Source organism: Terrabacter sp. R4-6, from assembly GCF_057529065.1.
Genome location: NZ_CP197224.1, coordinates 946,872 through 972,150, shown reverse-complemented (window position 1 = coordinate 972,150; position 25,279 = coordinate 946,872). Strand labels below are relative to the sequence as shown.

Sequence of the window (25,279 nt, the reverse complement as noted above, 5' to 3'; positions counted from 1 at the left end):
GACCGACCCGGCCACGGACGCGATGCAGCCCCACGCCGCCTCAGCGGACGCGGACGAGCGACTCGAGCGACCTCAGATAGCGGTCGGCGACGAGACGCTGGGCCCTGCGGCCGACCGCTCCGCCGACCCGTGCCAGCGTGCTGCCCGGCCGTGAGAACGCCCGCACGGTGAAGGTGACGTCCCCGTCCTCTCCGAGCGACACGACGAAGGACTCCTCGCCCGCCTCGGGGTGGCCGGGGAGCGTGCCGTAGGCGAAGCCGCGCCTGCGCGGTCCGTCGACGACGTCGACGACGCGTACCGGGGCCCTGAGGGACAGCACCCCCGGGCCGACGCGCAGGTCGGCGACCACGGCGGGGAGCACGACCGGGCTGGACGGGACCACACGCATCCCGGCGCCGCGCTGGACCGCCCACGCGAGCAGCGCATCCGTCGCCCGGTCGAGGTCGTCGGCGCCCCGGCCGACGACAGCGCGCCGACGCAGGTGCCCGTAGCCGGCCGGGAGCGGTCCCTTGCGCAGGGTCGCGCCGACCTCGGCGTAGGTCAGGGGTGCGAGGGCGAGCTCGGCGAGGCGGTCGCCGGCGAGAAGGGGCCCGTTCATGCGCCCAGCATGCCCGATCGTCTCGACCGGGTCGCCGGCTCGCCCTGAGTCGGAGCGGTCGAGCCCGTCTCTGACGCATTCACGTCACGGATCGGGCCCACGTCTGGGACATTCGCTCTCTCGGGGCCCGGCACGCAGGAGGTGCGTCATGACAACGAGCCCGCGACCGACAGCCACGCGTCGGCGGTCCCACGCCCGCCGCGGACGGAGCCGCCCCGGGGTGCGGGCCCGGCTCGTCGCCGCGGCTGCGATGCTCGTGCTCATGGTCGGATCGGTGGTGCTGTCGGCCCAGGCGTCGGCGGCCGCCACGACGCCGGGCCGGGCGATGTGGGTGTGGTCGTGGACCGACGCGGGCGCCGTGGTCCAGCTCGCGCAGTCCCGTGGCGTGGGCACGCTCTTCGTCGGGGTGCCACCCGACCTCGCGACGAGCGCCAGCCTGCCGACGGTGCGTGACCTCGTGACCCGAGCCAGGGCGGCCGGGCTGCGCGTCGACGCGCTCGGCGGCGACCCCGGCTGGGTCGACGACCCGACGTGGGCGGTCGACCACTGGGTCAGGCCCACCATCGCGACGGGCCTGTTCACCGGACTGCACGTCGACGTCGAGCCGTGGACCACGTCGGCCTGGACGACCCGCCGGTCGACGACGGTGTCGAAGTACCTCACCCTGCTCGACCGGCTCGTGACCGCCAGTGGTGGCCGCCCCGTCGAGGCCGACATCCCCTTCTGGTTCGGGCAGGTCAAGGCCGGGAAGAAGTCGACCCTCGACCGGGAGACGATGCGTCGCGTCTCGGCCGTGACGATCATGGCCTACCGCAACACGGCCGCCGGCCCGGACGGCACGCTCGCCATCGCGGCTGCCGAGCTCGCGTCCGCCGCGGCGCTCGGCAAGCCGGTCCGCATCGGCCAAGAGACGAACTACCTCGGGCCCGACCCCACGGAGGTCAAGCAGACCTTCTACGGCCAGACCCTGACGCGGATGAGCGACCAGCTCGCACAGGTGGACTCGGGCGCCTCGGCCTACGTGACGTACGCCGGCATCGCCGTCCACGACTCGACGGGGTACGCCGCCGTGGCCCCGTGAGCGGCTGGGAGGTCGCGGTGACCACGGAGCGGACGCGACGGCATACGCCCGCGGTGCGCGCCGTTGTCCGGGTGACGCCGCCCACCGGGCGGCCCCGGCGGCAGGAGAGACCATGAAGGCCATCGTCATCGACCGTTTCGGCGGACCCGAGGAGCTGCACGAGGCGCAGCTGCCCGACCCGCGGCCGGGGCCCGGCGAGGTGCGGGTCCGGGTCGAGGCCGTCGGGGTCAACCCCGCCGACGGCAAGGTCCGCAGCGGCCTCATGGCCTCACCCGACACGGCGTTCCCGCTCGTGCCCGGTCTCGAGGCGGCTGGCGTCGTCGACGCGCTGGGGGAGGGCGTCACCGACGTCGCCGTCGGTGACCGGGTCGTCGGCTTCGCGGAGGGCGGTGCCTACGCCGAGCTCGCCGTGCTGAGCACGTATGCCGCCCTGCCCGACCCGCTCGACGCCACCGTCGCCGTGTCGCTGCCCGTCGCGGGCGAGACCGCCCGGCGCGTCCTGCGCCTGCTCGACGTGCGGGCCGGCGAGACGCTGCTCGTGCACGGGGCTAGCGGCGCGGTCGGCGAGGTCGCGACGCAGCTCGCCGTCGCCGGCGGTGCCACCGTCATCGGCACGGCGTCGGCCGCCAACCAGGACCGTGTCGCGGCCCTCGGAGCCACGCCGACGACGTACGGCGACGGTTGGCTCGACCGCGTGCGCGCACTGGCGCCGGACGGGGTGGACGCCGTGCTCGACGCGAGCGGCGCCGGTGTGCTCGACGAGTCGGTCGAGCTGCTCGGTGGCCCCGACCGGCTCGTCACGATCGCCGACCCGGCCGCCTTCACCACGGGCATCACCTTCAGCGGTGCGTCCGAGCGCTCGGCGCCGGAGCTCGCCGAGCTCGTGGCCCAGCGGGCGTCCGGGGCCGTCACGACGACGATCTCGCGGGTCCTGCCGCTCGCCGAGGCGTCCGCGGCGCAGGCCCTGAGCGACAGCGGCCGCGCCGGCGGCAAGCTCGTGCTCGTCCCCTGACCTCGGGCGGCCGCCCGCTCAGCGCGAGACGCTGCTGACGGGCAGCTCGAACCACCTGAGGTGGTCGAAGTCGACGTTGACGTGCGCCTCGTCGCACCGCTGGGGTGTGGCGGCGGCGAGGACCGCACGCGCGTCGGCGAGGTGTCCCGCGAGCGCGTCCTCCCCGGCCCGCTCGAGCTGCGCGGGGTAGGTCAGGCGACCCTGCTCGAAGCTCACCTGGTGCAGCCGCAGCGGGGGCTCGACCGGGCCTTCCCGGTGTCGCCAGATCCCCGTCGCGGGCTCGAAGTCGTAGTCGCCGAGCAGACGCCAGCCGTCGCGCGCCACGAGGCGGACGGCCTCGATAACGTATTCGGCGACGACGTCGGAGATGAAGTAGTTGAAGTTGACTCGCACCCAGCCCGGCTTGATGCCTTCGCAGCCGCGCCCGATCTCGCGCTCGAACTCGTGCGAGCGCTCGAGGTCGATGCCGAGGAGGTGGTGGCCGTAGGGCCCTGCGCACGAGCAGCCGCCGCGGGCCTGGATGCCGAAAAGGTCGTTGAGCACGGCGACGACGAAGTTGTGGTGGAGGTAGCGCTCGCCCTGGGCGTGGACGACGAACGACACGATCGACAGACGCTCGGCGTCGAGGTTGCCGAGGATCTCGATGGCCGGTTCGTCGCGCCAGGCGGTGACCGCACGCTGGAGGAAGCGGTCCTCGCGGGCGCGGATGGTCTCCACGCCGACGGCCTCCTTGAGCTTGAAGACGAGCCCGGCACGGATGGCCTCGATGATGGCGGGCGTGCCGCCCTCCTCCCGGTGCGCGGGGTCGGTGAGGTAGTCGTGGGCGTCGGGGTTGACGAAGGCGACGGTCCCGCCGCCGGGCACGTCGGGCACCCGGTTGGTCATGAGGTCGCGGCGCACGACGAGGACACCCGGCGTGCTCGGGCCGCCGATGAACTTGTGCGGGCTGAGGAAGACGGCGTCCTTGTAGGCCGTCGGGTCGGCGACGCCTCGCCCGCCCCGGCCGTACATCTCGATGTCGACGTACGGCGCGGCCGCGGCGTAGTCCCAGAACGCGAGCGCGCCGTGCTCGTGCAGGAGCGAGGAGATCGCGTCGGTGTCGGTGACGATGCCGGTGACGTTGCTCGCGGCCGAGAAGGAGCCGATGAGCAGCGGGCGGTCGGCGTGCTCGACGAGCCGCGCGCGGAGCGCCTCGATGTCGACGTGCCCGTCGAGGTCCTGCGGGATGACGACGACGTCGGCGACGCACTCGCGCCACATCACCTCGTTGGAGTGGTGCTCGTAGGGGCCGATGAAGATGACGGGCCGTTGGTCGGCGGGCACGAGATCGCTGGCGTGCCAACGGTCCTCGAAGTTCGACGGGACGCGCAGGCCGAGGATGCCGACGAGCTTGTCGATGGCTCCGGTGCAGCCCGAGCCGGCGAAGACGACGACCGTCTCGTCGTCGCCACCCACGGCGTCGCGGATGGTGCGCCGGGCGTCCTCGCGCAGGCGCGTCGTCTGCAGTCCGGTGCCCGAGCTCTCGGTGTGGGTGTTGGCGTAGCGGGGGAGCACCTCGTCGCGGATGAAGTCCTCGATGAAGGTCAGGCCGCGGCCCGAGGCGGTGTAGTCCGCGTACGTGACGCGGCGCGGGCCGTAGGGGCCGTGCATCACCTGGTCGTCGCCGATGACGCTCGCGCGGATCGTGGTCAGCAGGTCGTCCGGAGCTCCAGCCATGGCACAAGCATACCTCGTGGTGATGCTAGTTCGAATGAGCATAACCATTTGTTACCTGACATCGCACACGACGACAGGCAGCTACTTGATCGGCACCACGCACACGACCGTTCCGGTTCCGCCCTGCGAGACGGCACTAGTGAACGCACGCGTCGAGCCGTGGTCGGCGCAGGTACGGCGGACCGAGGAGTCGTCGGTGAAGGACTCTCGCTGCACGAACACGACCCTGCCGAGAGCGGACGGGTCCGAACAGTCGACGGTCCGCACGTCGCGGGTCGGGTCGGCCGTGACGCACTGGCCCGTGGTGATGTCCTCTGCGGCGTCGTCGGCGGTCACGGCACGGAAGACCAGGAACGCCAGGACTGCGAGGAGCAGGGGGCCGAAGCGCCGCAGGCTCGAGATGCCGGCGGGCTTCGGCATGGAGCCGTCCGGTGGCGGGTCGGTCACGGTGATGACTCCAGTCGAGGCAGGGTGGTTGCGGGGGGGCGCCCCCCCCGCATTCTGCCCGTACTCGGTGCCGTCGTGCGCAGTCGTGCGCCGTCGTGCGCCGTCGTGTGCCGTCGCGACCCCGCACCTCCCGCGCTCCGTCACATAGGGTCGATCCGTGACAGCGATCTCCTACCCGCTCGCGGAGCGCACGCTCGCCAACGGCCTGCGCGTCATCGTCAGCGAGGACCACACGGTGCCCAACGTCGCGGTGAACCTCTGGGTCGGCGTCGGCTCCCGGCACGAGACCCCCGGACGCACCGGCTTCGCCCACCTCTTCGAGCACCTGATGTTCCAGGGCAGCCGCAACGTCGCCTCGGGCGAGCACTTCTCGGCGCTCATGGACGAGGGCGCGCGCCTCAACGCGACGACGTGGTTCGACCGCACGAACTACTTCGAGACGGTGCCCACGGGTGCGCTCGAGCTCGCGCTGTGGCTCGAGGCCGACCGGCACGGCCACCTGCTCGACGCCGTGACCCAGGAGAACCTCGACAACCAGCGCGACGTCGTCAAGGAGGAGAAGCGCCAGCGCTACGACAACGTGCCCTACGGCTCGGCGCTCATCGACATCTACGCGACCGCCTTCCCCGAGGACCACCCCTACCACCACCCCACGATCGGCTCGATGGAAGACCTCGACGCCGCAACGCTCGAGGACGTCCACGCCTTCTTCCGCGCCCACTACGGGCCGAACAACACGGTCCTCACCCTCGTCGGCGACGTGACCCCCGAGGAGGGGTTCGCCGCCGCCGAGACGTACTTCGGCGGTCTCCCGGCCATCGAGCTGCACAGCCGCGAGCGGCACCCGCAGCTGCCCCCGCTCTCGGAGCCGGTCCGGCTCGACCGTGTCGGTGACGTCCCGAACGACCGGATCTACGTCTCCTTCCGGCTCCCGGTCGACACGACGCCCGACTACCTCGGCTGCCAGGTCGCGGTCGACGTCATCGGCGGCCTCGCGAGCTCCCGACTCGTGCGCCGTCTCGTGCGCACCGACGAGACCGCCGTGGCTGTGGGCGGCTGGACCATGGGGCTCGTCGACGGCGTGGGGCTCGGCACCATCACCGTCGACGTGTCCGCCGGCGCCGACGTCGAGCAGGTCGAGGCCGCGGTGTGCGAGGAGATCCGCCGCTTCATCGAGGAGGGGCCGGATGCGGCCGAGCTGGAGTCGGTCATCGCCGACACCGAACGCTCGTGGCTGAGCGCGCTCGCGAGCATCGAGGAGCGCGCCGACCACATCAGCCACCACGCGCTGCTGACGGGCGACCCGGCCTACGTCAACACGTTCGTCGACCGCATCCGCGCGGTGACCGCGGAGCAGGCCCGCGCGGCTGCCGCGACGTGGCTCGACCCCGAGTCGCGCGCAGTCGTGCGCTACCTCGCCGACACGAGCAAGGACGTCGACCAGCCCGACGACACGGACGACGCCGACCGCACCGACAAGGACTCGGAGGAGGCCGCATGACCGCCGTCGCCCGCCCCGTCGTCGCGCCGCCCGAGCCGTGGGACTTCCCCGAGGGCAGCATGCACGACCTGCCCAACGGCCTGCGCCTGCTCACCTACGACGTGCCCGGCCAGTACGTCGTCTCGGTGCGCCTCGGCCTGCCCGTGTCCCTCCGTGACGAGCCGCGCGAGCGCGAGGGCGTGGCCTCGATCATGTCCCGCACCCTCGACGAGGGGACGGCACGGCACACGGCCGAGGAGTTCGCCCGGCTCCTCGAGCGCAAGGGGGTCAGCTTCGGCGCGGGGATGGCCGATGCCGGTCTCTCCCTCGACCTCGACGTCGTCAAGGGCAACCTCGAGCCCGCGCTCGACCTGCTCCGGCAGATCCTCACCGAGCCGGCCTTCCCGCAGACCGAGGTCGCCCGCCAGGTGCGCACGCGCCTGGCCGAGATCGAGCAGGAGCGGTCGGTCGCTGCGCACCGCGCGGGGCTCGAGTTCGTCCGCACGTTCTACGCACCCGACGACCGCTCGTCCCGGCCCACGGGCGGCACGCGCGAGACCGTCTCGTCGATCACGCGCGACGACGTCGCGGCCTTCCACGCCGAGCACGTCGTCGCGGCGGGCGGTACCGTCGTCGTCGCCGGAGACCTCGAGGGACTCGACGTGCCGAGTCTCGTCGAGGCCGCCCTCGGGGACTGGGCCCACGGCCCCCGCGACCGGCAGCGCTACCTCCAGCACGCCGCCGCCCTCGCCCCCGACCGCGGCCGCATCGTGCTCGTGTCCCGCCCGGGTTCGGTGCAGACCGAGTTCGTCATCGGCGCGCCGGGCCCCGACCGATCCGTCGAGGGTGGGTGGGCGCCCTACCCGGTGCTCGGCTTCGTCCTCGGTGGGTCTCCGAACGCCCGCATCGACGCGGTGCTGCGCGAGGAGAAGGGCTACACCTACGGCATCCGGTCCAGCTTCCGCCCGCGCCGTCGCGGCGGCGTGTTCCTCACGTCCGGCTCGGTGCGTGCCGACTCGACCGCAGAGTCGCTGAGGCTTCTCGTCGAGATCCTCGAGAGCGGCCGGGACGGGTTCAGCGACAAGGAGATCCGCTCCGGCGTCGACTTCATCTCCAAGACCGCGCCAGGACGCTACGCCACCGCCGACTCGATCGCCGACGAGGCGGTGGGCATGGCGCTCGACGGGCGCACCACGGCCTTCACCACCGACAACCTCCGCGACCTCGCCACCGTCGACCGCAGCCGGGTCGAGGCGGCCTACGCCCGGTTCGTCGACGGCGCGGGCATCGGCTCGGGCGCCCCCGGTGCGGGGTGGACGATCGTCATGGTCGGTGACGCGGCCGCCCACCTCCCTGCCATCGAGGCCCTCGGGCTAGGCGACGTCACCGTCGTCACCGACGCCTGACCCTTCACCGCTGCGTCTCGCTCCCGCTTCCCCACCGAACGCGGCGTCCGGTCACGAACTCACTGTCACAACGACGAGTTCGGTGCCGAACGCGGCGTTCGGCAAGGGGGTGAGGCCGGCGAGTCGGCTGGCTAGAGCGGGCGCTCCATGACGTAGTCGTCCTCGTAGACCCCACCGACGAGGAAGCGCTTGGTGCCGACCCGCTCGAAGCCGCTCTTGCCGTAGAACCGCTGGGCACGCTCGTTCTGCTGGTTGACGCCCAGCCACACGCCGGCGGCGCCGGAGTCGCGCGCCCAGTCCAGGGCCCGGGTCATGAGCAGGGCCGCAGCGCCCGTGCCGTGGGCCTGCGGCAGGACGTAGATCTTGGACAACTCGACGGTGGGGCGGAGCCGGATCGCGGCACGGACGTCCCCGTCCTGCGGGTCGCCGGCCACGAGCATGGCGTAGCCGTTCGCGGTCCCGTCGCGCTCGGCCAGGAGGACGTGCCGGCGCGGGTCCGCGACGTAGTCCGTGAAGCGCGCGGGGGAGAGGACCTCATCGACGAACGCGTCGACCCGCTCCCGGGTCATCGACGGCGGACACGCGAGCTCGAAGGTCGCCGCAGCGACCGCAGCCAGCGCAGGGACGTCCGCGTTGCCGGCGGGCCGCACCGTGGCGGCGTGGACGGCTGCGTCGGGGGCCGAGGTGCCGGCCGGTCCGGTGGGATCGGTGCTCATACCGAAAGGCTATGCCGGACAGCGCAGCCCGCCCAGCAGGGTCTCATGCCGGCGGCGTGCCGATGCGGGAGAGCACCTCGTCGTGCAGCAGGCCGTTCGTCGCCAGCGCGTTGCCGCTCCAGCAACCGTCCTTGCCGTCGAGGCCGGTGAACCGGCCACCCGCCTCCTGCACGATCGCGACGAGCGCGGCCATGTCGTGGACCGCCAGCTCGGGCTCGGCCGCGATGTCGGCCGCCCCTTCGGCGACGAGCATGTAGGACCAGAAGTCTCCGTAGGCGCGGGTGCGCCAGCAGTCGTCCATGAGGTCGAGGAAGTCGTCGCGTCGCCCACGGACCCGCCACCCCGAGAGGGACGAGTACGACAGCGACGCGTCCCCGAGCCGTCCGACCTGGGACACGGAGATGCGCCGCGCCGACGACAGGGAGCGGCCGCTCCACGCGCCGGAGCCGGTCGCAGCCCACCAGCGGCGCTGCAGGGCCGGTGCGGCGACGAGCCCGAGCACCGGCACGTTGTCGACGACGAGACCGATGAGCGTGGCCCAGACCGGCACGCCGCGGACGAAGTTCTTCGTGCCGTCGATGGGGTCGATGATCCATCGACGCGGACCGTGCCCGGTCGTGTCGAACTCCTCGCCCTCGACGGCGTCGCGGGGTCGGGTGCGCTTCAGCTGGTGCCGGACGAGCTCTTCTGCGGCCCGGTCGGCGTCGGTGACGGGCGTGAGGTCCGGCTTGCTCTCGACGACGAGGTCGGCGGCGCGGAAGCGTGCCATCGTCACCCGCTCGACGGCATCCGCGAGGACATGGGCCAGACGAAGGTCGTCGTCGTAGGAGGTCACCGGCTCAACCTAGCGGCATCGGTCCGAGCAGGGGTGGCGAGCCCGGCGACGGATGCCGCTGCGGCTCAGTGCTCCTCAGTGCTCCTCAGTGCTCCTCGGTGGTGCTCCGGCTGCTGAGCAGGCGACGCAGCGACTCGAGGCGTGACGCGCCGGCGGGCCCGGCGTGTCCGTCGGCAACCCAGGCGTCGAGGGCGCACTCCTCCTCGTCGTGCGTGCAGCCACGGGGGCAGTTGTCGGTGCCCTCGGCGAGGTCGGGGAAGTGGTCGATGATGTGGTCGACGTCGATGTGGGCGAGCCCGAACGACCGGATGCCGGGCGTGTCGATGACCCAGCCGTCGTCGGAGCCGTCGGCACCGTGCAGCCGCAGGGCCACGGCGTTCGTCGACGTGTGGCGCCCGCGGCCGGTCGTGTCGTTGACGACGCCGGTCGCGCGCAGGGCGCCGGGGACGAGCCCGTTGACGAGGGTGCTCTTGCCGACGCCGGAGTGCCCGACGAGGACCGAGACTTTGCCGGAGAGCCTGGCGCGCAGGTCGTCGAGGCCGGAGAAGTCGCCGTCCTTCCACGACGTGACGACGTGCTCGACCTCGAGCGGGGTGTAGTTGGCGAGGAAGTCGCTCGGGTCGACGAGGTCCGCCTTCGTCAGCGCGAGCAGCGGCTCGAGGTCCGCGTCGTAGGCGGCGACGAGGCAGCGGTCGACCATGCGCGGTCGGGGCTCCGGGTCGGCGAGCGCCGTGACGATGACGAGCTGGTCGGCGTTGGCGACGATGATCCGCTCGTAGGGGTCGGTGTCGTCGGCCGTGCGCCGCAGCACCGACCGACGCTCCTCGATGCGCACGATGCGGGCGAGCGCGTCGGGCCCGCCGGCGAGGTCGCCGACGAGGGCGACGTCGTCACCGACGACGACCCGGGTGCGACCGATCTCGCGGGCCTTCATGGCCGTGACGACGCGCTCGGGCTCCTTCTTGCCCAGCGAGCCCTTGGGGATGAGGCACGTGTAGCGGCCCCGGTCGACGCCGATGACCATGGCGACGACGGCGTCCGCGTGGGCCGGGCGCTCCTTGGTGCGAGGCCGGGATCCCTTGCGACTGGGGCGGACCCGGATGTCTCCCTCGTCGAGGTCCCGCCAGCTCATCGCGAGAGCACCACCGGGCGGGTGCCGTCGAGCATGCCCCGCCACAGCCCGACGAAGTCGGGGAGGGTCTTGCGCGTCGTGCCGATGTCCTCGACGTGCACGCCGGGCACGCGCAGCCCGATGATCGCGCCCGCGGTGGCCATGCGATGGTCGTGGTAGGTGCGGAACCGCCCACCGTGCAAGGGTGCCGGTGAGATGCGCAGGCCGTCCTCGGTCTCGGTGACGTGCGACCCGACCCGCCCGAGTTCTGCCGTGAGCGCCGCGAGACGGTCGGTCTCGTGGCCGCGGATGTGGGCCACGCCGCGGATCCACGTCGGGGTCGACGCGAGTGCCGCGAGAGCGGCGACGGTCGGGGTCAGCTCGGCCGCGTCGTGCAGGTCGATGTCGATGCCGACGAGCTCACCGCTGCCGACGACGGTGAGCCCCGAGCGGTCGAGGCGCACGTCGGCGCCCATGGTGTCGAGGATCTCGCGGAGGAGGTCGCCCGCCTGGGTCGTGTGCTGGGGCCACCCGGGCACCCGCACCGTGCCGCCGACGACCAGAGCCGCCGCGACGAAGGGCCCGGCGTTGGACAGGTCCGGCTCGACCGACACGTCGAGGGCGTTGATCTCCGACGGTTCCACGCGCCACGTGTTGGGCTCGCTGTCGTCGACGATCGCGCCCGCGTCGCGCAGGGTCTCGACCGTCATGAGGATGTGCGGCTCGCTGGGCACCGGCTTGCCGTCGTGGTGCACCGTGACGCCCTCGTCGTAGCGCGCCCCGGCGAGGAGCAGCGCCGAGATGAACTGCGACGAGGCCGAGGCGTCCATCGTCACGGACCCGCCCGGCACCCGTCCGCGCCCGCCGACCGTGACCGGCAGGTGCCCGTCGTGGTCGTCGACGTCGACCCCGAGCGCCCGCAGCGCGTCGGTGACCGGCCCCATCGGGCGCACCCGCGCCTGGGGGTCTCCGTCGAGCCGGACCGGCCCGTCTGCGAGCGCGGCCACGGCGGGCAGGAAGCGCATCACCGTGCCGGCCAGGCCACAGTCGACGGTCACGTCACCGCTCAGCGTCTCGGGTGGTGTCACCACCCAGTCGGGCACGGCGCCGACCCCGCCGACCCCGGACTCGCCCTCCGGCGCGACGTCGTCGATGCGTACGCCCAGGGCGCGCAGCGCGTCGGCCATGAGCAGCGTGTCACGCGATCGCAGGGGCGCCCGCAGCCGCGAACGGTCACTCGCGAGCGCGGCGAGCACGAGGTAGCGGTTGGTCAGGGACTTGCTCCCCGGCAGGACGACCGTGGCATCGAGGGGGCCGGGCGCGAGCGGCGCGGCCCAGTCGGGCTCCGCGGTCAGGGGGCCACGGTCGGTGGCACCGTCCGTCACGGACGTCGGGTGGGGCGATGGGTCAGCGGGACTCAACTCAGCTCACGACGTCCTGGGCTCGATGGGCGAGCAGGCGCGCCTCACGCTTGGCGGCCCGCTGGGCGTGACGGGCCTCGCGGCGCGTCGTCTTCGTGGCGTGCTGGGCGCGCCAGGCCAGTCCCGGCCTGCCCTCGGTGTCGACGGCCGCGAGGAGCAGTCCGCCGAGCAGGCCGACGTTCTTGAGGAAGAGGCTGCGGCTCTGCGCCTTGCGCGTCGGGTCGGTCTCCTCCCAGAAGGCGTGCTCGATCGCCGTCGTCGGGACGATCGAGGCGGCAAGCACCGTCGAGGCGAGGCGCGGCATCCGACCGGTCGCGAGCAGGAGCCCTCCGCCGAGCAGGGCGGCGCCGTTGACCCGGACGAAGAGGTCGGGGTCCTTCGCGGCGACCTCGGCCCCCGGCACCTGGTCCGGCACCTTCTGGAGCAGGTGGGCGGCCTGGTCGGTGCGCGCAGCCGGGTGGCGCAGAGCCTCCACGCCTGCGGCGACGAAGACGGATGCGAGCAGCGGGCGGGCGAGACGACGGACGATCATGCGTTTTCCTCCTCTGGCCGCGACCCGTCGGAACGCGTCGTGGCCATCGTGGACCTGTGGACACCTACGGTATCGACATACCCGAGCCACGGGACGTGCCGCCCACTCCTGCCCTCGGGGTCGAGGTCGGGGTCGGGGTGGACGCGACGGACGCGTGTGCCAGCACGGTCCCCGTCGTCGGCCACCCGGCATACGCTGTGGCGCATGTGCGGGAGGTATGCCGCGAGCGCGCGGCCCGACGAGCTCATCGAGGCCTTCGACGTCGACGAGGACCACACCGACGAGCCCGCGCGCAGCGTGCTCAAGAACCCCCAGAGCCCCCCGGCGGGCGAGCCCGACTGGAACATGGCCCCCTCCAAGCAGGCCCCGGTCGTGCTGACCCGCCGGCCACGCGGCGACGGCGACCCCGACGAGCCGGCCGTCCCAGCACGACAGCTCCGGATGCTCACGTGGGGTCTCGTGCCGACGTGGCCCAAGGACGTCTCGACGGGCCTGCGCATGACGAACGCCCGCGCCGAGTCGGTGCTCGGCAAGGGCGCCTTCGCCAAGGCTGCGCTCTCGCGCCGCTGCCTCGTGCCGGCCGACGGCTGGTACGAGTGGCAGGTCTCGCCGACCGCGGTCGACGCCAAGGGCAAGCCGCGCAAGCAGCCGTTCTTCATCCACCGTGCCGACGGCGCGCCCGTCGCCTTCGCCGGGCTCTACGAGTTCTGGCGCGACCGCGAGGTCCCCGAGGGCGACCCGGCGGCCTGGCTGACGACCTTCACGATCATCACGACCGCCGCCGACCCCGGCATGGACCGCATCCACGACCGCCAGCCCCTCGTGCTCGAGCGCGCGCAGTGGGAGCACTGGCTCGACCCCGACGAGAAGGACCCGGCCTACGTCCAGGGCATCCTCGAGTTCGCCGAGCCCGGGCGCTTCGAGGCGTACCCGGTGAGCCGGGCGGTGGGGGCGACGCGCAACAACGGCCCCGCCCTCGTCGAGCCCGTGCCCGAGTCCGAGCTCGAGGGCGTCGTCGACCCGATGACCGGTGAGGTGGTGGGCGCGTGAGCGCCCCGGCCCGCGAGACGGTCCGCGAGATCGAGACGCCTGGCGGCCCGGGACGGGCCCACGTCCAGCGGCCCGCCCGGCCGCGCGGGACCGTCGTCCTCGGGCACGGCGCCGGCGGAGGGCTCGGCGCGATCGACCTCGCGATCGCCCGCGAGGTCCTCGTCGGCGCGGGGTGGGCCGTCGTGCTCGTCGAGCAGCCCTGGCTCGTCGCCGGCCGCAAGGTGGCCGGCCGCCCGCCGACGCTCGACGCCGCGTGGGTCCCGATCGTCGAGGCGCTCGTGACGGGACGAGGCCGCCTGCCGCGGCCACTCGTCGTCGGCGGCCGAAGTGCGGGGGCGCGCGTGGCGTGCCGCACCGCGGGTCCGCTCGAGGCCGACGCGGGGCTCCTGCTGAGCTTCCCGCTCCACCTGCCGGGCCAGCCCGAGAAGCTGCGGGCGCACGAGCTCGCGCTCGCGCCTGACCCCTCGTGGGTCGTGCAGGGCACCCACGACACGTTCGGCACCCCGGACGAGGTGCGCCCGCACCTGTTGGCCGGCACGACGCTCATCGAGGTCCCCGGCGCGCACAGCTTCCCGAAGGGCTCGCGCAGCGCCCTCACCGAGGCCCTCGGCACGATCGCGGGAATGCTCCCCGGCTAGGTGTCGTTGCACGGTGCATGGTCACCTGTCCCACCCGTGAGCCCGAGAGCGTCGCGACCGTGCCGACCGAGCACGGTCTGCTGGCGCAGCCCACCGGTCTAGGCTGGGAGGCGATGGCAAAGGACAAGAAGACCGATCCGAGCGCCGCCCTGCGGCTGCCGGACCCGAGCACCGACACGAGCGCGACGACGGGGGCCACGGCGCCTGCGCCGGTGCTGCCCGCCGACCCGGACGACGTCGCCCGCGCCGACGCGACCGTCGACGTCGCGAGCGAGAGCGAGCACGACCGGCGCGCGCGCTTCGAGCGAGAGGCGATGCCGCTGCTTGACCAGCTCTACAGCGCGGCGCTGCGCACGACGCGCAACCCGAGCGACGCCGAGGACCTCGTGCAGGAGACGTTCGCCAAGGCGTACGCCGCGTTCCACCAGTACAAGCCGGGCACGAACCTCAAGGCGTGGATGTACCGCATCCTCACCAACACCTACATCAACAGCTACCGCAAGAAGCAGCGCCAGCCCCTCGAGTCCGACTCGGCCGAGATCGAGGACTACCAGCTGGCGCGGGCCGAGTCGCACACGTCGGTCGGGCTGCGGTCCGCCGAGGCGGAGGCGCTCGACCACCTCCCCGACAGCGACGTCAAGCGCGCCCTGCAGGCGATCCCCGAGGAGTTCCGCCTGGCGGTCTACTTCGCCGACGTCGAGGGATACGCCTACAAGGAGATCGCCGAGATCATGGACACCCCCATCGGCACCGTCATGAGCCGTCTGCACCGCGGTCGCCGCCAGTTGCGCGAGCTCCTCTCGGAGTATGCCGCCGACCGCGGTTTCGCAGCGGCCGGCACGTCCGAGGGCGCCGGTCTGGGTGCGGGGATGGCTGCGGGCACGGAAGGAAGCCGGTCATGAACGACCACACGACGGGTGGACAGGGTGCGTCGGACGCCGCGATGACGCGTACCGACTGCTCCGAGGCGCTGCTACGGGTCTACGAGTACCTCGATGGCGAGCTGGGACCCGACGAGTGCGCGAAGATCCAGGCGCACCTCGACGAGTGCGGGCCGTGCCTCAAGGAGTACGACCTCGACACGACCCTCAAGTCGCTCATCAAACGTTCGTGCGAGTGCGAGCAGGCGCCCGAGGCGCTGCGCCTGACGATCATGTCGCGCATCTCGATGACCGTGATCCAGGTGGACCGCGGCTGAGGAGCCACCTGTCGCCGTCACGTCGGTCATGCGGGAACTCCTGCGGGAACGACGAAGGCCCGCCCCGAGCTGCTCGGGTGCGGGCCTCTGACGTCTGCGGCTCAGGCGTTGGGCTTGCGGCCGTGGTTGGCGGCGTTGCCCTTGCGGGAGCGGCGCTTGCGGGCGCGCTTGCTCATCGTCGGCTCCTAATGGGTCGTACAGTGGTCTCGGGCCCCGGTGCGGGACACGAAGACACGATTCTTCCACATCGCGCGCGAGCCGCCCAATCTGGTCGCAGGGTTCCTCTGCAAACCTTAAAATCTTCGTATAGATCCGGCATGGATACGCCGGATCTGCTTCCGTGCGCCCGCGCGCGCACGGCATCCTGAGCATCGAGGGAAACCTCTGTTGTTCTGTGCTGCCGCAGCAACGCCCCTCCATGGCGCACGCATCCGGAACATCCATCTATGAAGGAGCCCCCACATGTTCGCTGCCCTCCTGTCGGCACTCGCGTCCAACGACTTCGCCACCCGCGCCATCCTGTCCCTGAGTGGCGTCTGGGGCTGGGGCGGCTGAGCCGCTCCAGAGCCGCTGGACGGCACCGGGGACCCGTGAAGGCCCCGGTGCCGTCGCGCTACCGTGACTGACGTGAGTCAGGCAGCCACTGCAACCGTCCGGTCCAGGTGGCTGCCGGCCTACCTCGCGCTCGTCGTCGCGACCTCGATCGCCACCGGTGTGGTGTCGTGGCTCGTACTGCCCCGACCCGAGCTCGGACCGCTCCTGCTGCTGTGCCTCATGGGCATCGTCAGCTTCCAGATCCGCGAACCCGACGTGGGCCTCCGGATCAGCTTCTCGTTCCTGTCGATCATCCTCGTCGCCTCGGCGGCCATCGTCGGCGTCTTCGGCGCCTGGGTGGTCGGCTCGGTCTCGATGCTCATCGACCGACGCCAGCCCCGGTGGTCGGCGACGATGTTCAACGCCGCCATGTGCGGTCTGCTCGGCGCGGCTGCCGCCCTGACGTACCGCCTGCTCGGCGGCGTCGAGGGAGCCGGCATGAGCCACATGAGCACCGCCGAGCTCGGACTGCGCGTCGGACTGCCCCTGCTCGCGGCGGACGTCGTCGGCTGCCTCGTCAACGCCAGCCTCATCTCCGGCGTCCTGCACCTGGACCAGGGCATCCCCTTCGGCGTCCAGCTGCGGCGCGTCCTCAGCGGATCCGGCGTGGCCTACGTCGGCTACGGGATCATCGGCCTGCTCTTCGTCATCCTCTGGTTCCCCGCCGGCCTCGACGCGTTCAGCGCCCTCCTCGTCCTCGCGCCGCTGCTCGCGGCCCGGTGGGCCTTCATCCAGTACGGCGAGGAGCTGCGTTCGCACGAGCGGACGATCGACACGCTCGTCACCGCCCTCGGCACCAAGGAGCCGGCTGCCGTGGACCGGAGTCGGCGGGCCGCCGTCCTCGCCGAGTGGATCGCCGAGGAGCTCGGCCTGCCACCCGGCCAGATCGGCACCGTGCGGTACGCCGCGACGCTCCACGAGATCGGACACCTGGGCGTGGCCACCCGGCTGCTGCGCCGGTCACCGTCCTCGCTCAGCCCCACCGAACGCCGGGTCATCGACGGCCACTGCGTCGTGGGCGCGAGGATGATCGAGGGCATCGACTTCCTCGAGGACGCCCGTTCCGGCATCCGGCACCAGCACGAGCGCTTCGACGGGACCGGCCGCCCCGACGGCCGGGCCGGCCAGGACATCCCCATCGCCGCACGCATCGTCGCCGTCACGGCCGCGATCGACGACGCCGTGCGCGATCCCGACGCCGCGTCCGTCGTGTCGGTCGCCGACGTGGCGCGCCGGCTGCGTGCCGACCCCGGTCGCTTCGACCCCGACGTCGTGACGGCCGCCGTCGTCGCCCTGGACAAGCATGGGTGGCCCGCTTCCTCACCAGCGGAGGTGGCCTCGTGAACGGTGCCCTACGTCGTGAACCGGTCGCCGGGGTCTTCGGCGTCCTGTGCCTGCTCGCCTCGGCCGTCGTCGCGGTCGAGAGCGGTGACTTCCCCTCGCTGAACGACTCGACCACGGTCTGGGTCGTCGTCGCCTTCGGCGTCACGATCGTGCTGGGTGAGTGGTTCCACATCTCGGCTCCCGGCTTCCGGGGGGCGGCGCCGATCGCGATGGCAGCCGCCTTCGGGCTGGCGCTCACCACGGAGCTCCCGGGCGGGGTGCACGTGCCCTACGGCGCACCGTTCGCGCTCACCGTGACGGCGGCGGCGATGGCGCTCGGGACGACCGTGCGCGTCGCGGCCCGCCGCGACACCAGCCTCGTCGACACGGCCGGCCGGTTCGTGGCCATCGTCGTGGCCACGCTCGTCTACCGCGTCGTGGTGCTGGGGCAGGAGCCCGGCCAGCCGGCCCGCGAGACGCTGGCCGCACCGTGGCAGCAGGCCGCCCTGCTCCTCGGGATCTGCCTGCTGGCCCTCGTCACCGACGCCCTCTTCACCTCCCTGCTGCGCGGGCTCTCGTCGGGTGCGAACGTGCGCCGGACGTTCGTCGAGGAGTTCCGCTCGTCGTTCGCGCTGTCGATCGCCGTCGCCGTCACGGGTGTCCTCATCGCGCTCGCCGCCCCGCCCCTCGGCATCGCGGCCCTGCCGCTCTTCCTCATCCCGCTCGTCCTGACGCTCTTCGCGTTCCGCCGCTACGTGAGCATCCGCGCCACCTACCTCCAGAGCATCCGGACGCTCTCGCGCCTCACCGACGCCGCCGGCTACACCCCGTCCGGGCACTCCGAGCGCGTGGCAGCGTTGTCGGTGCAGGTCGGTCGCGAGCTGGGGCTGTCGGAGCGCGAGCTGCTCGACCTCGAGTACGCCGCGTTGCTGCACGACATCGGACAGGTGGCCCTCGTCGAGCCGATCCCCGGTGGCGCCACGGTCCTCGCGGCGCCGGCCGACCAGCGCCGCATCGAGGCCGACACCGTGGCCATCGTCCGCGAGACCGGCGTCTTCGAGGGAGTCGCGCGGATCCTCGAGCACCAGACGACGCCCTACCGCCAGGTGCGCGAGCTCGGCGAGGAGATCCCCCTGACGAGCCGCATCGTCAAGGTCGTCAACGCCTACGAGGACCTGACGGCCGGAGCCCGCAGCGCTCGGGCGCGCGAGGCCGCCGTCGAGCGCATCTACCTCGGTCTCGGCTACGAGTACGACCCCCGGGTGGTCGACGCCCTCCTCAAGTCGCTGGGCTCCTCGGCCAACGCCTGAGAGAGCCGTCACACCCCGCCGCGGCCCCTTGGGCCGGTGTGTGCCGGCGTGCCATGATGGCGACTTCGGGCAACCCCCGTCGCGAGAACGAAACCTGCAGGCCAGACCCCCGGCACTGTCCACCAGTGAGGGCGCCTGCCCTCTTCGTCTCCATGCGAACGAGGTGTTCCAGCATGAGTGCGTTGCCCACCAGCCAGCTCTTCGACCCCAGTGACCCGGTCTTCCGGGTCCACGTGGGCGGAAAGCTCGGGGTACACGCCACGTCGGAGCTGCGCGACGCTGCCGACCTCTCCCTCCTCTACACGCCGGGGGTCGCGCAGGTCTCCCGCGCGATCGCGGCCGACCCGACCCTGGCGGCGGTCTACACGAGCCGCCGCAACACCGTCGCCGTCGTCAGCGACGGCACGGCGGTCCTCGGGCTCGGCGACGTCGGGCCCCTCGCCGCCATGCCCGTCATGGAGGGCAAGGCGGTGCTCTTCAAGCACTTCGCCGACGTCGACGCCGTCCCGGTGTGCATGGAGACCGGGAGCGTCGACGAGATCGTCGACGCGGTGGCGAGGATCGCCCCGACGTACGGCGGCATCAACCTCGAGGACATCTCGGCGCCCCGGTGCTTCGAGATCGAGCGCCGGCTCCAGGACCGTCTCGACATCCCGGTCTTCCACGACGACCAGCACGGCACGGCGATCGTCGCACTGGCCGCCCTGCTCAACGCGGTCAGGGTCGTCGACAAGGACCTCGCCGACCTCACGGTCGTCGTCTCGGGAGCCGGTGCGGCCGGGGTCGCCGTGAGCCGCATCCTCGTGTCGGCCGGGGTGGGCGACGTCGTCGTCGTCGACTCCCGGGGTGTGCTCGGGCCCGACCGCGACGACCTCGTCGCCCACAAGCGCGAGCTCCGGGAGGTGACGAACCGACGCGGGCTGACCGGCACCATCGGCGACGCGCTCTCCGGGGCCGACGTCCTCATCGGCGTCTCCGGGGGCACGGTCGCCGAGCGGGACCTCATGCGGATGGCGCCGCGGGCGATCATCTTCGCGCTCGCCAACCCCGACCCCGAGGTGCACCCGATCGTCGCAGCCCGCTTCGCCGAGGTGGTGGCGACCGGCCGCTCCGACTTCCCGAACCAGATCAACAACGTCCTCGCCTTCCCCGGCATCTTCCGCGGTGCCCTCGACTCCGGGGCGCGCCGGGTCACGGAGGAGATGAAGCTCGCGGCGGCCCACGCCATCGCCGGGCTCGTCGACGCACCCACGGCCGACCGGATCGTGCCGAGCGTCTTCGACGAGCGCGTGGCGCCCGCCGTGGCCGACGCCGTGTCGGCCCGGGTCCTCGGGGGAGTGCGCTAGCCGGCCCACCCGGACGACGCTCCCGGTCCCTCGGGGCCGGGAGCGTCGTCGACGGCGGGGTCGTCGTCGGAGGGGTCGGTGAGACCCCGGGCGGCGAGCGCCTCACCCGTCGAGCGCGCGAAGGCGACGACGTGCACGACGGTCGGCACCACGACGGCCCGCGGGTCACGGTCGAGACCACGGGCGCGGGCCGACTCGCGCACGCTCGAGAACGACCCGGCCACCCACGGAACCGAGCGCACGACGACGCCGAGGGTGAGCGCCACGACCTCGGGGTCGACGACGCGGCGCAGCGGGCGGGCCGCCCGCACCACACCGTCGAGCAGGTCGGTGACCGGAGTCGTGGCCGTGAGGATGCCGGCCGCGACGAACGCGTTGACGATGCCGAGGACGACGCGGACGGCATACGCAAGGTCTCGGGACCACCACTGGAAGGCCAGCAGCACGACGAGGACGGGGAGGAGCCCGCGCATCGACCGCACGAGGCGGCCGGCCGGCAGACGGGCCGCGAGCACGACGCCGACGAGCGCCAGGGTCGTGAGGCCCAGCGGCCACAGGGACTGCGTGAGCCACGGCGTCATGCCGACGGCGAGGACGCCGACCAGCTTGAGCCACAAGGGCATCCGGTGCACGACCGACGTGCCGGGAACGTGCGCCGTGAACAGGCCCGGAGCGTTCACGGCGCGTCGGTCAGTGCGAGGTAGTGCTCCACCGCCCTCGCCGGTTCGCCGTCGAAGACGACGCGTCCGTCGTCGACGACGAGGGACCGGTCGGCGGCGAGGGCCAGGTCGAGGTCGTGCGTGGCGAGGACCACGGACTGGGGGAGCGAGTCGAGCAGCGAGCGCAGCCGCAGGGTGTTGCGTCGGTCGAGGAGCGTCGTCGGCTCGTCGAGGACGAGCAGGCCGGGCTCCGTCGCGAGGACGACCGCGAGGGCCATGAGCTGCCGCTCGCCGCCGGACAGGTCGTAGACGCTCTGGTCGGCCAGACGGGTCAGCCCGAAGCGGTCGAGCACCTGGTCCGCGGCGGCCCGGCGGTCGGCGCGCGACCGGTGCAGCCGTCGCAGGGAGAGCTCGACGTCCTCGCGCCCGGTCGGCATGACGAGCTGGGAGATCGGGTCGGTGAAGGCGAACGCGACGCGGCGCCGCACCCGCGCGCCGTGGCGCACCGTGTCGAGCCCGTCGACGGTGACCGTGCCCGACGTCGGGGTGACGAGGCCGTTGAGCAGTCGGAGCAGCGTCGACTTGCCCGACCCGTTGGCGCCGATGACCGTCACCCGCGGCTGGGCCAGGACGAGGTCGACGGGGCCGAGGATGGTGCGCGTCCGCTGCCCGTGGGTGCCGTCGACGGGCACGACCACCGTCGCCCCGTCGACGCGGACCTCCGTCACGGTCGGGTCACGCGCGGGGGCGGCGCAGGCGGACGAGGACGTCGGGGAAGGCGCGGTGCACGGCGACGGCGGCGACGACCGCGACGACGTCCTTGACGAGGTCGCCCGGGAGGAAGGGCAGGTCGGCGCTGATCGCGGCCGACAACGGCAGCCGGAGGTTGACCATGAGCCCGACGACGCCGAGCACGTGGACGACCGCGACGGTCGTGGCGAAGGAGGCGACGAGCAGCAGCGGCACCCAGAGGGACCGGTTGGTGCGTCGGACGACGACCCGGGCGGCGAGACCGACGACGACGGCCGCGACGAGGAACGACACGAGGTAGCCGGCGGTCGGTCCGCTCAGCACCTGCAGGCCCGACTGCCCCCGGCTGAAGACCGGTAGCCCGACGAAGCCGAGCAGGAGGTAGAGGAGCACCGCGAGGCCCCCGCGCAGCGGTCCGAGCACGAGCCCGGTGAGCATGACGGCGAGGGTCTGGAGGGTGATCGGCACCCCGAACCCGCCGACGGGGATGCCGGGCACGACCGCGGCCGCGACGAGGAGGGCCGTGAAGACGGCGACGAGGGCGACCGACTGGGCGTCCACCCCGCGGGCTCGCGTGCCGAGGTCGGCTGCTGTCGCGCCGGTCGCGCCGGTCGCGCCGGTCGCGCCCGTCGCGCCCGTCGCGCCCGTCGCGACAGCAGCGGTGGCCTCCCTGCTGGCGGTGGTGGCGGTCGCCGTGGAGCCCTGTCGGGTCGCCGTGGTCGCGTCCGGGGACGCCCGGCGCACGGGGGTGTTGTCGGTCACGGGCAGGACCCTACCGGGGCGCCGTTCGGCCTCCGGTCACTATGGTGCTGGAATGCTCGCTGCCTACGCCGCCGGTCAGTCCGCCTCCGACCCGCTCTCCGGTCTCGTCGTCGGGGACCGTCCCGACCCGGAGGCCCGCCCCGGCTGGACCGTGGTCGACCTGCGGGCCGCCGCGCTCAACCACCACGACGTGTGGTCCCTGCGCGGTGTGGGCCTCGCCCCGGACCGGCTGCCGATGGTCCTGGGCTGTGACGGCGCCGGCGTCGACGCCGACGGCAACGAGGTCATCGTCCACGCCGTCGTCCCCTCGGACGGCTGGCGCGGCGACGAGACCCTCGACCCCCGACGGACGCTTCTGTCCGAGCTGCACGACGGGACCCTCGCCGAGAAGGTCCTCGTGCCCGCGGGCAACGTCGTGCCCAAGCCGGCGTCGATGTCGTGGGAGACGGCCGCGTGCCTCTCGACCGCGTGGCTCACGGCATACCGCATGCTCTTCACCAACTCCGGTGTCCAGCCGGGCGGCACGGTGCTCGTCCAGGGCGCCGGCGGTGGCGTCGCCACCGCGCTGATCCAGCTCGGGTCGGCCGCCGGCTACCGGATGTGGGCCACCTCGCGCGACGAGGCCCGGGGGCGGCGGGCCCTCGAGATCGGCGCCGACCGCGTCTTCGCCTCGGGGGAGCGGCTGCCCGACCGCGTCGACGCCGTCATGGAGACCGTCGGCGCCGCCACGTGGTCGCACTCGGTCAACTCCCTGCGACCCGGGGGGACGATCGTCATCTCGGGAGCGACGTCGGGCGACGCGCCGGCCAAGGCCGAGCTGACGAAGATCTTTTTCAAGCAGCTGCGCGTCGTGGGCTCGACGATGGGCACGCGCGAGGAGCTCGCGCAGCTGGCCCGCCTCGTCGAGCAGGCACGCATCGAGCCCGTGGTCGACTCGGTCCTGCCGCTGGCGCAGGCTCGCGACGGGTTCGCGCGCATGGTCGACGGCGACGTCTTCGGCAAGGTCGTCTTCACCGTCGGCTGATCTCGGCCGAGCCCGCTGAGCCCGCTGAGCCCGCTGAGCTCGGCTGGGCACCACGGGGTCGGGGCGGGCTCGTCCCGCCCGACCCTGCCGGTCAGGACGCGTGCGCGCCCGAGACGTGCACGACCGCCGACAGGCCGTCGGCCGACGGCGGACCGGCCACACCGACCAGCCATTCGCACCACAGGGCGGCCTCCAGCCGGGCGACGAGCTGTCCTAGCTCGTAGGGGCTGTCGGCGCCGAGGGTGACCGAGAGCCGGCCGACGTCGGCCGTGCCGGACTCGACGCCGTGCAGCGCCGCTCGGACCGCCCGCGACACCGCGTCGAGCCGAGTGTCGCTGCCGGTGGGGGCGATGCCCACGGCGACGGCCTCAGCGCTGCCCGGCTCGATGCCCAGGGCGGCGCGCACGGCCTCGACGCGGCCGTAGCCGAACCAGTCGCCGGGCCCGGTGCGCACGAGGTCGCGACCGCGCGGGTGGGACTCGAGGGGCTCGTCGACGAGGATCCCCGGCACCCCGCGCAGCACCGCTGCCGGCACGGCCGACACCTTGCCCTTCGCGAGGTCGGCGGCGGCCGCGATCTCGTCGGCGACCGCGCGGCTCGTCACCTCGAGCGGCTTGCCGTCGGCGTCGGTCCCGCCGCGCAGGTCGTCGAGGACCCGCAGTCCGTGGGCTCCGAGCGCGAAGTCGACCTGCCCCACGCGCCAGGCACGCCCGGCGGTGTCGCTGAGGACGACGCCGACCCGGACGCCGTGCCGCGCGACGAGGGCGTCGTGCACCTGCTCGCAGATGCCGTCGGGGTCGTGGGGGAGGAGCAGCCAGCCGCCCCGCGCTCCCGTGTTGGAGCCGTCGACACCGGCCGCAGCCATGATCGGGCCGGCCTTGGCGCGGACGATCCGGGTGACGCGGTCGCCGACCGAGCGCTCGGCGACGACGTACTCGGTCTCGCCGTGCACGACGCGGTCCTTGTCGGGGTCGTGCGTCACGAGGCCGAGGGCCTTGCTCGCGATCTTGCTCGACACGACGACGACGTCGCCGTCGGCGAGCCGGACGCCCGCGTGGTCGAGACCGACCTGCAGCACGTTGGCGAGGTCGTCCCCCTCGCGCACCTCGGGGATGCCGGTGAGCGGGGTGATCGTGATCGGTGCCGTCACGCCGGGGCCCGTTCGGTGCGCAGCCGCAGACCGAGGTCGAGGGCCGCGCCGGCCATCTCGGCGGCGGCCTCGACCGAGCTCATGAGCAACGGGCGGCGCAGCACCTCGAGGCCGCGGCGGGCGGGCATCGGGTCGTCCTCGTCGACGAGCCAGCCGTCGAGGAAGTCGGCGTAGAGGCCGGCGACTCCGGCGCTCGACTCCTCGACCCCGATCGTGCGCAGGCACACGTCGGCGTGACCTCGCACCGGTCGGCCCCCGACGAGCGGGGAGACCCCGACGACGGGGGCGCGGGTGCCGCGCAGGGCGTCACGCACGCCCGGGACGCCGAGGATGATGCCGATCGAGACGACGGGGTTGCTCGGCGGCAGGATGACGACGTCGGCCTCACGGATCGCGTCGAGCACGCCCGGGGCCGGTGTCGCCCGGTCGAGGCCGGCCACGACGAAACGTTCGGCGGCGAGCTCGGCGCGGTGGCGCACCCACCACTCCTGGAAGTGGATGGCGCGAGACTCGCCGTCCTGCTCGACGACGACGTGGGTCTCGACCGGGGTGTCGGTCATCGGGAGGAGCCGGACCCCGAGCTCACCGAGCCCCCAGCGGGCGGAGAGGCGGTCGACGACCCCGCTCAGCGGCATACCCTGGCCGAGCAGCTGCGAGCGGTAGACGTGGGTCCCGAAGTCCTTGTCGCCCAAGGTGAACCACTGCGGCTCGGCGCCGAGCGCGGCGAGCTCCTCGGCGAGGTGGTGCGACTCGTCGGCGCGGCCCCAGCCCTGTCCTTCGTGGATGCCACCGCCCAGCGTGTAGAGCAGCGTGTCGATGTCGGGGCAGACCCGGAGGCCGAAGAGCGTGATGTCGTCGCCGGTGTTGCCGATGACGGTGAGCTCGAGCGGATCGGCGCGGTCGGGATCGGGGACCAGTGGGTAGGTCTGTCGGGCGTGGTGGAGCAGGCCCCGGAGGAACCGGGCGCCGCCGACTCCTCCGGCCAGGGCGGTGATGCGCATGCGCCGATCCTCTCAGCAGGCCGTTCCCGGCACGTCGTGCGGGGTGGGCCCGCACATTTCGAACCTGCGAATATCACCAACGGGCTTGACGTGGGGCGTATGACACGCATGTAATTTCA

At 73.0% G+C, this 25,279-nt stretch carries 26 protein-coding genes; 12 read left to right on the top strand and 14 right to left on the bottom strand.

Features of this window, described 5'->3' with window-relative positions:
- Nucleotides 1-40: 40 nt before the first annotated feature.
- Nucleotides 41-598, bottom strand: coding sequence for a DUF1990 domain-containing protein (locus tag ACSSS0_RS04550; protein WP_487230214.1), 558 nt, complete (start codon nt 596-598; stop codon nt 41-43).
- Nucleotides 599-746: 148 nt separating this feature from the next.
- Between ACSSS0_RS04550 and ACSSS0_RS04545 the strand changes: the two genes are divergently transcribed.
- Together ACSSS0_RS04545 and ACSSS0_RS04540 are read left to right on the top strand one after the other, a co-directional pair.
- Complete coding sequence (locus ACSSS0_RS04545; protein ID WP_487230213.1) at nt 747-1,679, top strand: hypothetical protein; 933 nt, start codon at nt 747-749, stop codon at nt 1,677-1,679.
- 112 nt (nt 1,680-1,791) lie between these two features.
- The gene (locus ACSSS0_RS04540; protein ID WP_487230212.1) at nt 1,792-2,691 is read left to right on the top strand and encodes an NADP-dependent oxidoreductase; all 900 of its coding nucleotides are present in this window, start codon (nt 1,792-1,794) and stop codon (nt 2,689-2,691) included.
- 18 nt (nt 2,692-2,709) lie between these two features.
- Here the strand turns inward: ACSSS0_RS04540 and ACSSS0_RS04535 are convergent, their stop codons facing one another.
- Together ACSSS0_RS04535 and ACSSS0_RS04530 are read right to left on the bottom strand one after the other, a co-directional pair.
- Nucleotides 2,710-4,407 (bottom strand): aminotransferase class V-fold PLP-dependent enzyme, encoded by a 1,698-nt coding sequence (locus ACSSS0_RS04535; protein ID WP_487230211.1) that lies wholly within the window; start codon nt 4,405-4,407, stop codon nt 2,710-2,712.
- Nucleotides 4,408-4,488: 81 nt separating this feature from the next.
- Complete coding sequence (locus tag ACSSS0_RS04530; protein ID WP_435985107.1) at nt 4,489-4,854, bottom strand: hypothetical protein; 366 nt, start codon at nt 4,852-4,854, stop codon at nt 4,489-4,491.
- 157 nt (nt 4,855-5,011) lie between these two features.
- On the opposite strand from ACSSS0_RS04530, the gene ACSSS0_RS04525 reads away from it, so the two are divergent.
- Both ACSSS0_RS04525 and ACSSS0_RS04520 read left to right on the top strand, forming a co-directional pair.
- Nucleotides 5,012-6,355: a M16 family metallopeptidase gene (locus ACSSS0_RS04525; RefSeq protein WP_487230210.1), complete on the top strand. Its 1,344-nt coding sequence runs from the start codon at nt 5,012-5,014 to the stop codon at nt 6,353-6,355.
- Complete coding sequence (locus ACSSS0_RS04520; protein WP_487230209.1) at nt 6,352-7,740, top strand: M16 family metallopeptidase; 1,389 nt, start codon at nt 6,352-6,354, stop codon at nt 7,738-7,740. The genes ACSSS0_RS04525 and ACSSS0_RS04520 overlap by 4 nt, the downstream gene beginning before the upstream one ends.
- A 131-nt stretch (nt 7,741-7,871) precedes the next feature.
- On the opposite strand, the gene ACSSS0_RS04515 is transcribed toward ACSSS0_RS04520, so the two are convergent.
- The 5 genes from ACSSS0_RS04515 to ACSSS0_RS04495 form a co-directional block, all read right to left on the bottom strand.
- On the bottom strand, nt 7,872-8,456 hold the full coding sequence (locus tag ACSSS0_RS04515; RefSeq protein ID WP_487230208.1) for a GNAT family N-acetyltransferase: 585 nt from the start codon (nt 8,454-8,456) through the stop codon (nt 7,872-7,874).
- A gap of 43 nt (nt 8,457-8,499) precedes the next feature.
- Complete coding sequence (hisN, locus tag ACSSS0_RS04510) at nt 8,500-9,291, bottom strand: histidinol-phosphatase (protein ID WP_435985111.1); 792 nt, start codon at nt 9,289-9,291, stop codon at nt 8,500-8,502.
- 85 nt (nt 9,292-9,376) lie between these two features.
- Nucleotides 9,377-10,423: a ribosome small subunit-dependent GTPase A gene (rsgA, locus tag ACSSS0_RS04505; RefSeq protein WP_487230207.1), complete on the bottom strand. Its 1,047-nt coding sequence runs from the start codon at nt 10,421-10,423 to the stop codon at nt 9,377-9,379.
- Nucleotides 10,420-11,787, bottom strand: coding sequence for a 3-phosphoshikimate 1-carboxyvinyltransferase (gene aroA / locus ACSSS0_RS04500; protein ID WP_487230206.1), 1,368 nt, complete (start codon nt 11,785-11,787; stop codon nt 10,420-10,422). Before aroA ends, rsgA begins: the two co-directional genes overlap by 4 nt.
- A 37-nt stretch (nt 11,788-11,824) precedes the next feature.
- On the bottom strand, nt 11,825-12,355 hold the full coding sequence (locus tag ACSSS0_RS04495; RefSeq protein WP_487230205.1) for a DoxX family membrane protein: 531 nt from the start codon (nt 12,353-12,355) through the stop codon (nt 11,825-11,827).
- A 204-nt stretch (nt 12,356-12,559) separates the two neighbouring features.
- On the opposite strand from ACSSS0_RS04495, the gene ACSSS0_RS04490 reads away from it, so the two are divergent.
- The 4 genes from ACSSS0_RS04490 to rsrA are packed head-to-tail and all read left to right on the top strand — an operon-like array spanning nt 12,560 to nt 15,241.
- Nucleotides 12,560-13,405 (top strand): SOS response-associated peptidase, encoded by an 846-nt coding sequence (locus tag ACSSS0_RS04490; protein WP_487230204.1) that lies wholly within the window; start codon nt 12,560-12,562, stop codon nt 13,403-13,405.
- Nucleotides 13,402-14,043, top strand: coding sequence for an alpha/beta hydrolase family protein (locus ACSSS0_RS04485; protein ID WP_487230203.1), 642 nt, complete (start codon nt 13,402-13,404; stop codon nt 14,041-14,043). The genes ACSSS0_RS04490 and ACSSS0_RS04485 overlap by 4 nt, the downstream gene beginning before the upstream one ends.
- A gap of 17 nt (nt 14,044-14,060) precedes the next feature.
- Entirely contained in the window at nt 14,061-14,945 is an 885-nt protein-coding gene (locus ACSSS0_RS04480) for a sigma-70 family RNA polymerase sigma factor (RefSeq protein ID WP_435985117.1), read from the top strand.
- Entirely contained in the window at nt 14,942-15,241 is a 300-nt protein-coding gene (gene rsrA, locus ACSSS0_RS04475) for a mycothiol system anti-sigma-R factor (RefSeq protein ID WP_435985118.1), read from the top strand. Before ACSSS0_RS04480 ends, rsrA begins: the two co-directional genes overlap by 4 nt.
- A gap of 101 nt (nt 15,242-15,342) precedes the next feature.
- Here rsrA and ACSSS0_RS04470 read toward each other — a convergent pair whose 3' ends face one another.
- A complete protein-coding gene (locus tag ACSSS0_RS04470; RefSeq protein WP_369791897.1) occupies nt 15,343-15,417 on the bottom strand; it encodes a 50S ribosomal protein bL37 in 75 nt (24 codons plus the stop codon).
- Between the two features lie 451 nt (nt 15,418-15,868).
- On the opposite strand from ACSSS0_RS04470, the gene ACSSS0_RS04465 reads away from it, so the two are divergent.
- The 3 genes from ACSSS0_RS04465 (at nt 15,869) to ACSSS0_RS04455 (ending at nt 19,814) form a co-directional block, all read left to right on the top strand.
- A complete protein-coding gene (locus tag ACSSS0_RS04465; RefSeq protein WP_487230202.1) occupies nt 15,869-17,179 on the top strand; it encodes an HD-GYP domain-containing protein in 1,311 nt (436 codons plus the stop codon).
- Entirely contained in the window at nt 17,176-18,468 is a 1,293-nt protein-coding gene (locus tag ACSSS0_RS04460; RefSeq protein WP_487230201.1) for an HD-GYP domain-containing protein, read from the top strand. The genes ACSSS0_RS04465 and ACSSS0_RS04460 overlap by 4 nt, the downstream gene beginning before the upstream one ends.
- Before the next feature lie 173 nt (nt 18,469-18,641).
- On the top strand, nt 18,642-19,814 hold the full coding sequence (locus tag ACSSS0_RS04455; RefSeq protein WP_435985121.1) for an NAD(P)-dependent malic enzyme: 1,173 nt from the start codon (nt 18,642-18,644) through the stop codon (nt 19,812-19,814).
- On the opposite strand, the gene ACSSS0_RS04450 is transcribed toward ACSSS0_RS04455, so the two are convergent.
- Genes ACSSS0_RS04450 through ACSSS0_RS04440 form a run of 3 tightly spaced genes read right to left on the bottom strand, consistent with a single transcriptional unit; the run spans nt 19,811 to nt 21,985 of the window.
- The gene (locus ACSSS0_RS04450) at nt 19,811-20,494 is read right to left on the bottom strand and encodes an energy-coupling factor transporter transmembrane component T family protein (protein WP_487230200.1); all 684 of its coding nucleotides are present in this window, start codon (nt 20,492-20,494) and stop codon (nt 19,811-19,813) included. The two genes, ACSSS0_RS04455 and ACSSS0_RS04450, sit on opposite strands and share 4 nt — an antisense overlap.
- Entirely contained in the window at nt 20,491-21,201 is a 711-nt protein-coding gene (locus tag ACSSS0_RS04445; protein WP_487230199.1) for an energy-coupling factor ABC transporter ATP-binding protein, read from the bottom strand. The genes ACSSS0_RS04450 and ACSSS0_RS04445 overlap by 4 nt, the downstream gene beginning before the upstream one ends.
- Nucleotides 21,202-21,208: 7 nt before the next feature.
- Complete coding sequence (locus ACSSS0_RS04440) at nt 21,209-21,985, bottom strand: biotin transporter BioY (protein ID WP_487230198.1); 777 nt, start codon at nt 21,983-21,985, stop codon at nt 21,209-21,211.
- Between the two features lie 52 nt (nt 21,986-22,037).
- Between ACSSS0_RS04440 and ACSSS0_RS04435 the strand changes: the two genes are divergently transcribed.
- Entirely contained in the window at nt 22,038-23,009 is a 972-nt protein-coding gene (locus tag ACSSS0_RS04435) for a zinc-binding dehydrogenase (protein ID WP_487230197.1), read from the top strand.
- A gap of 91 nt (nt 23,010-23,100) precedes the next feature.
- Here ACSSS0_RS04435 and ACSSS0_RS04430 read toward each other — a convergent pair whose 3' ends face one another.
- Nucleotides 23,101-24,159 carry a coenzyme F420-0:L-glutamate ligase gene (locus tag ACSSS0_RS04430; RefSeq protein ID WP_487230196.1) on the bottom strand — a complete coding sequence of 353 codons (1,059 nt, stop codon included), beginning with the start codon at nt 24,157-24,159 and terminating at the stop codon, nt 23,101-23,103.
- Nucleotides 24,156-25,160, bottom strand: a complete 1,005-nt coding sequence (gene cofD, locus ACSSS0_RS04425) for a 2-phospho-L-lactate transferase (protein WP_487230195.1) — start codon at nt 25,158-25,160, stop codon at nt 24,156-24,158. Before cofD ends, ACSSS0_RS04430 begins: the two co-directional genes overlap by 4 nt.
- Between the last annotated feature and the right edge of the window lie 119 nt (nt 25,161-25,279).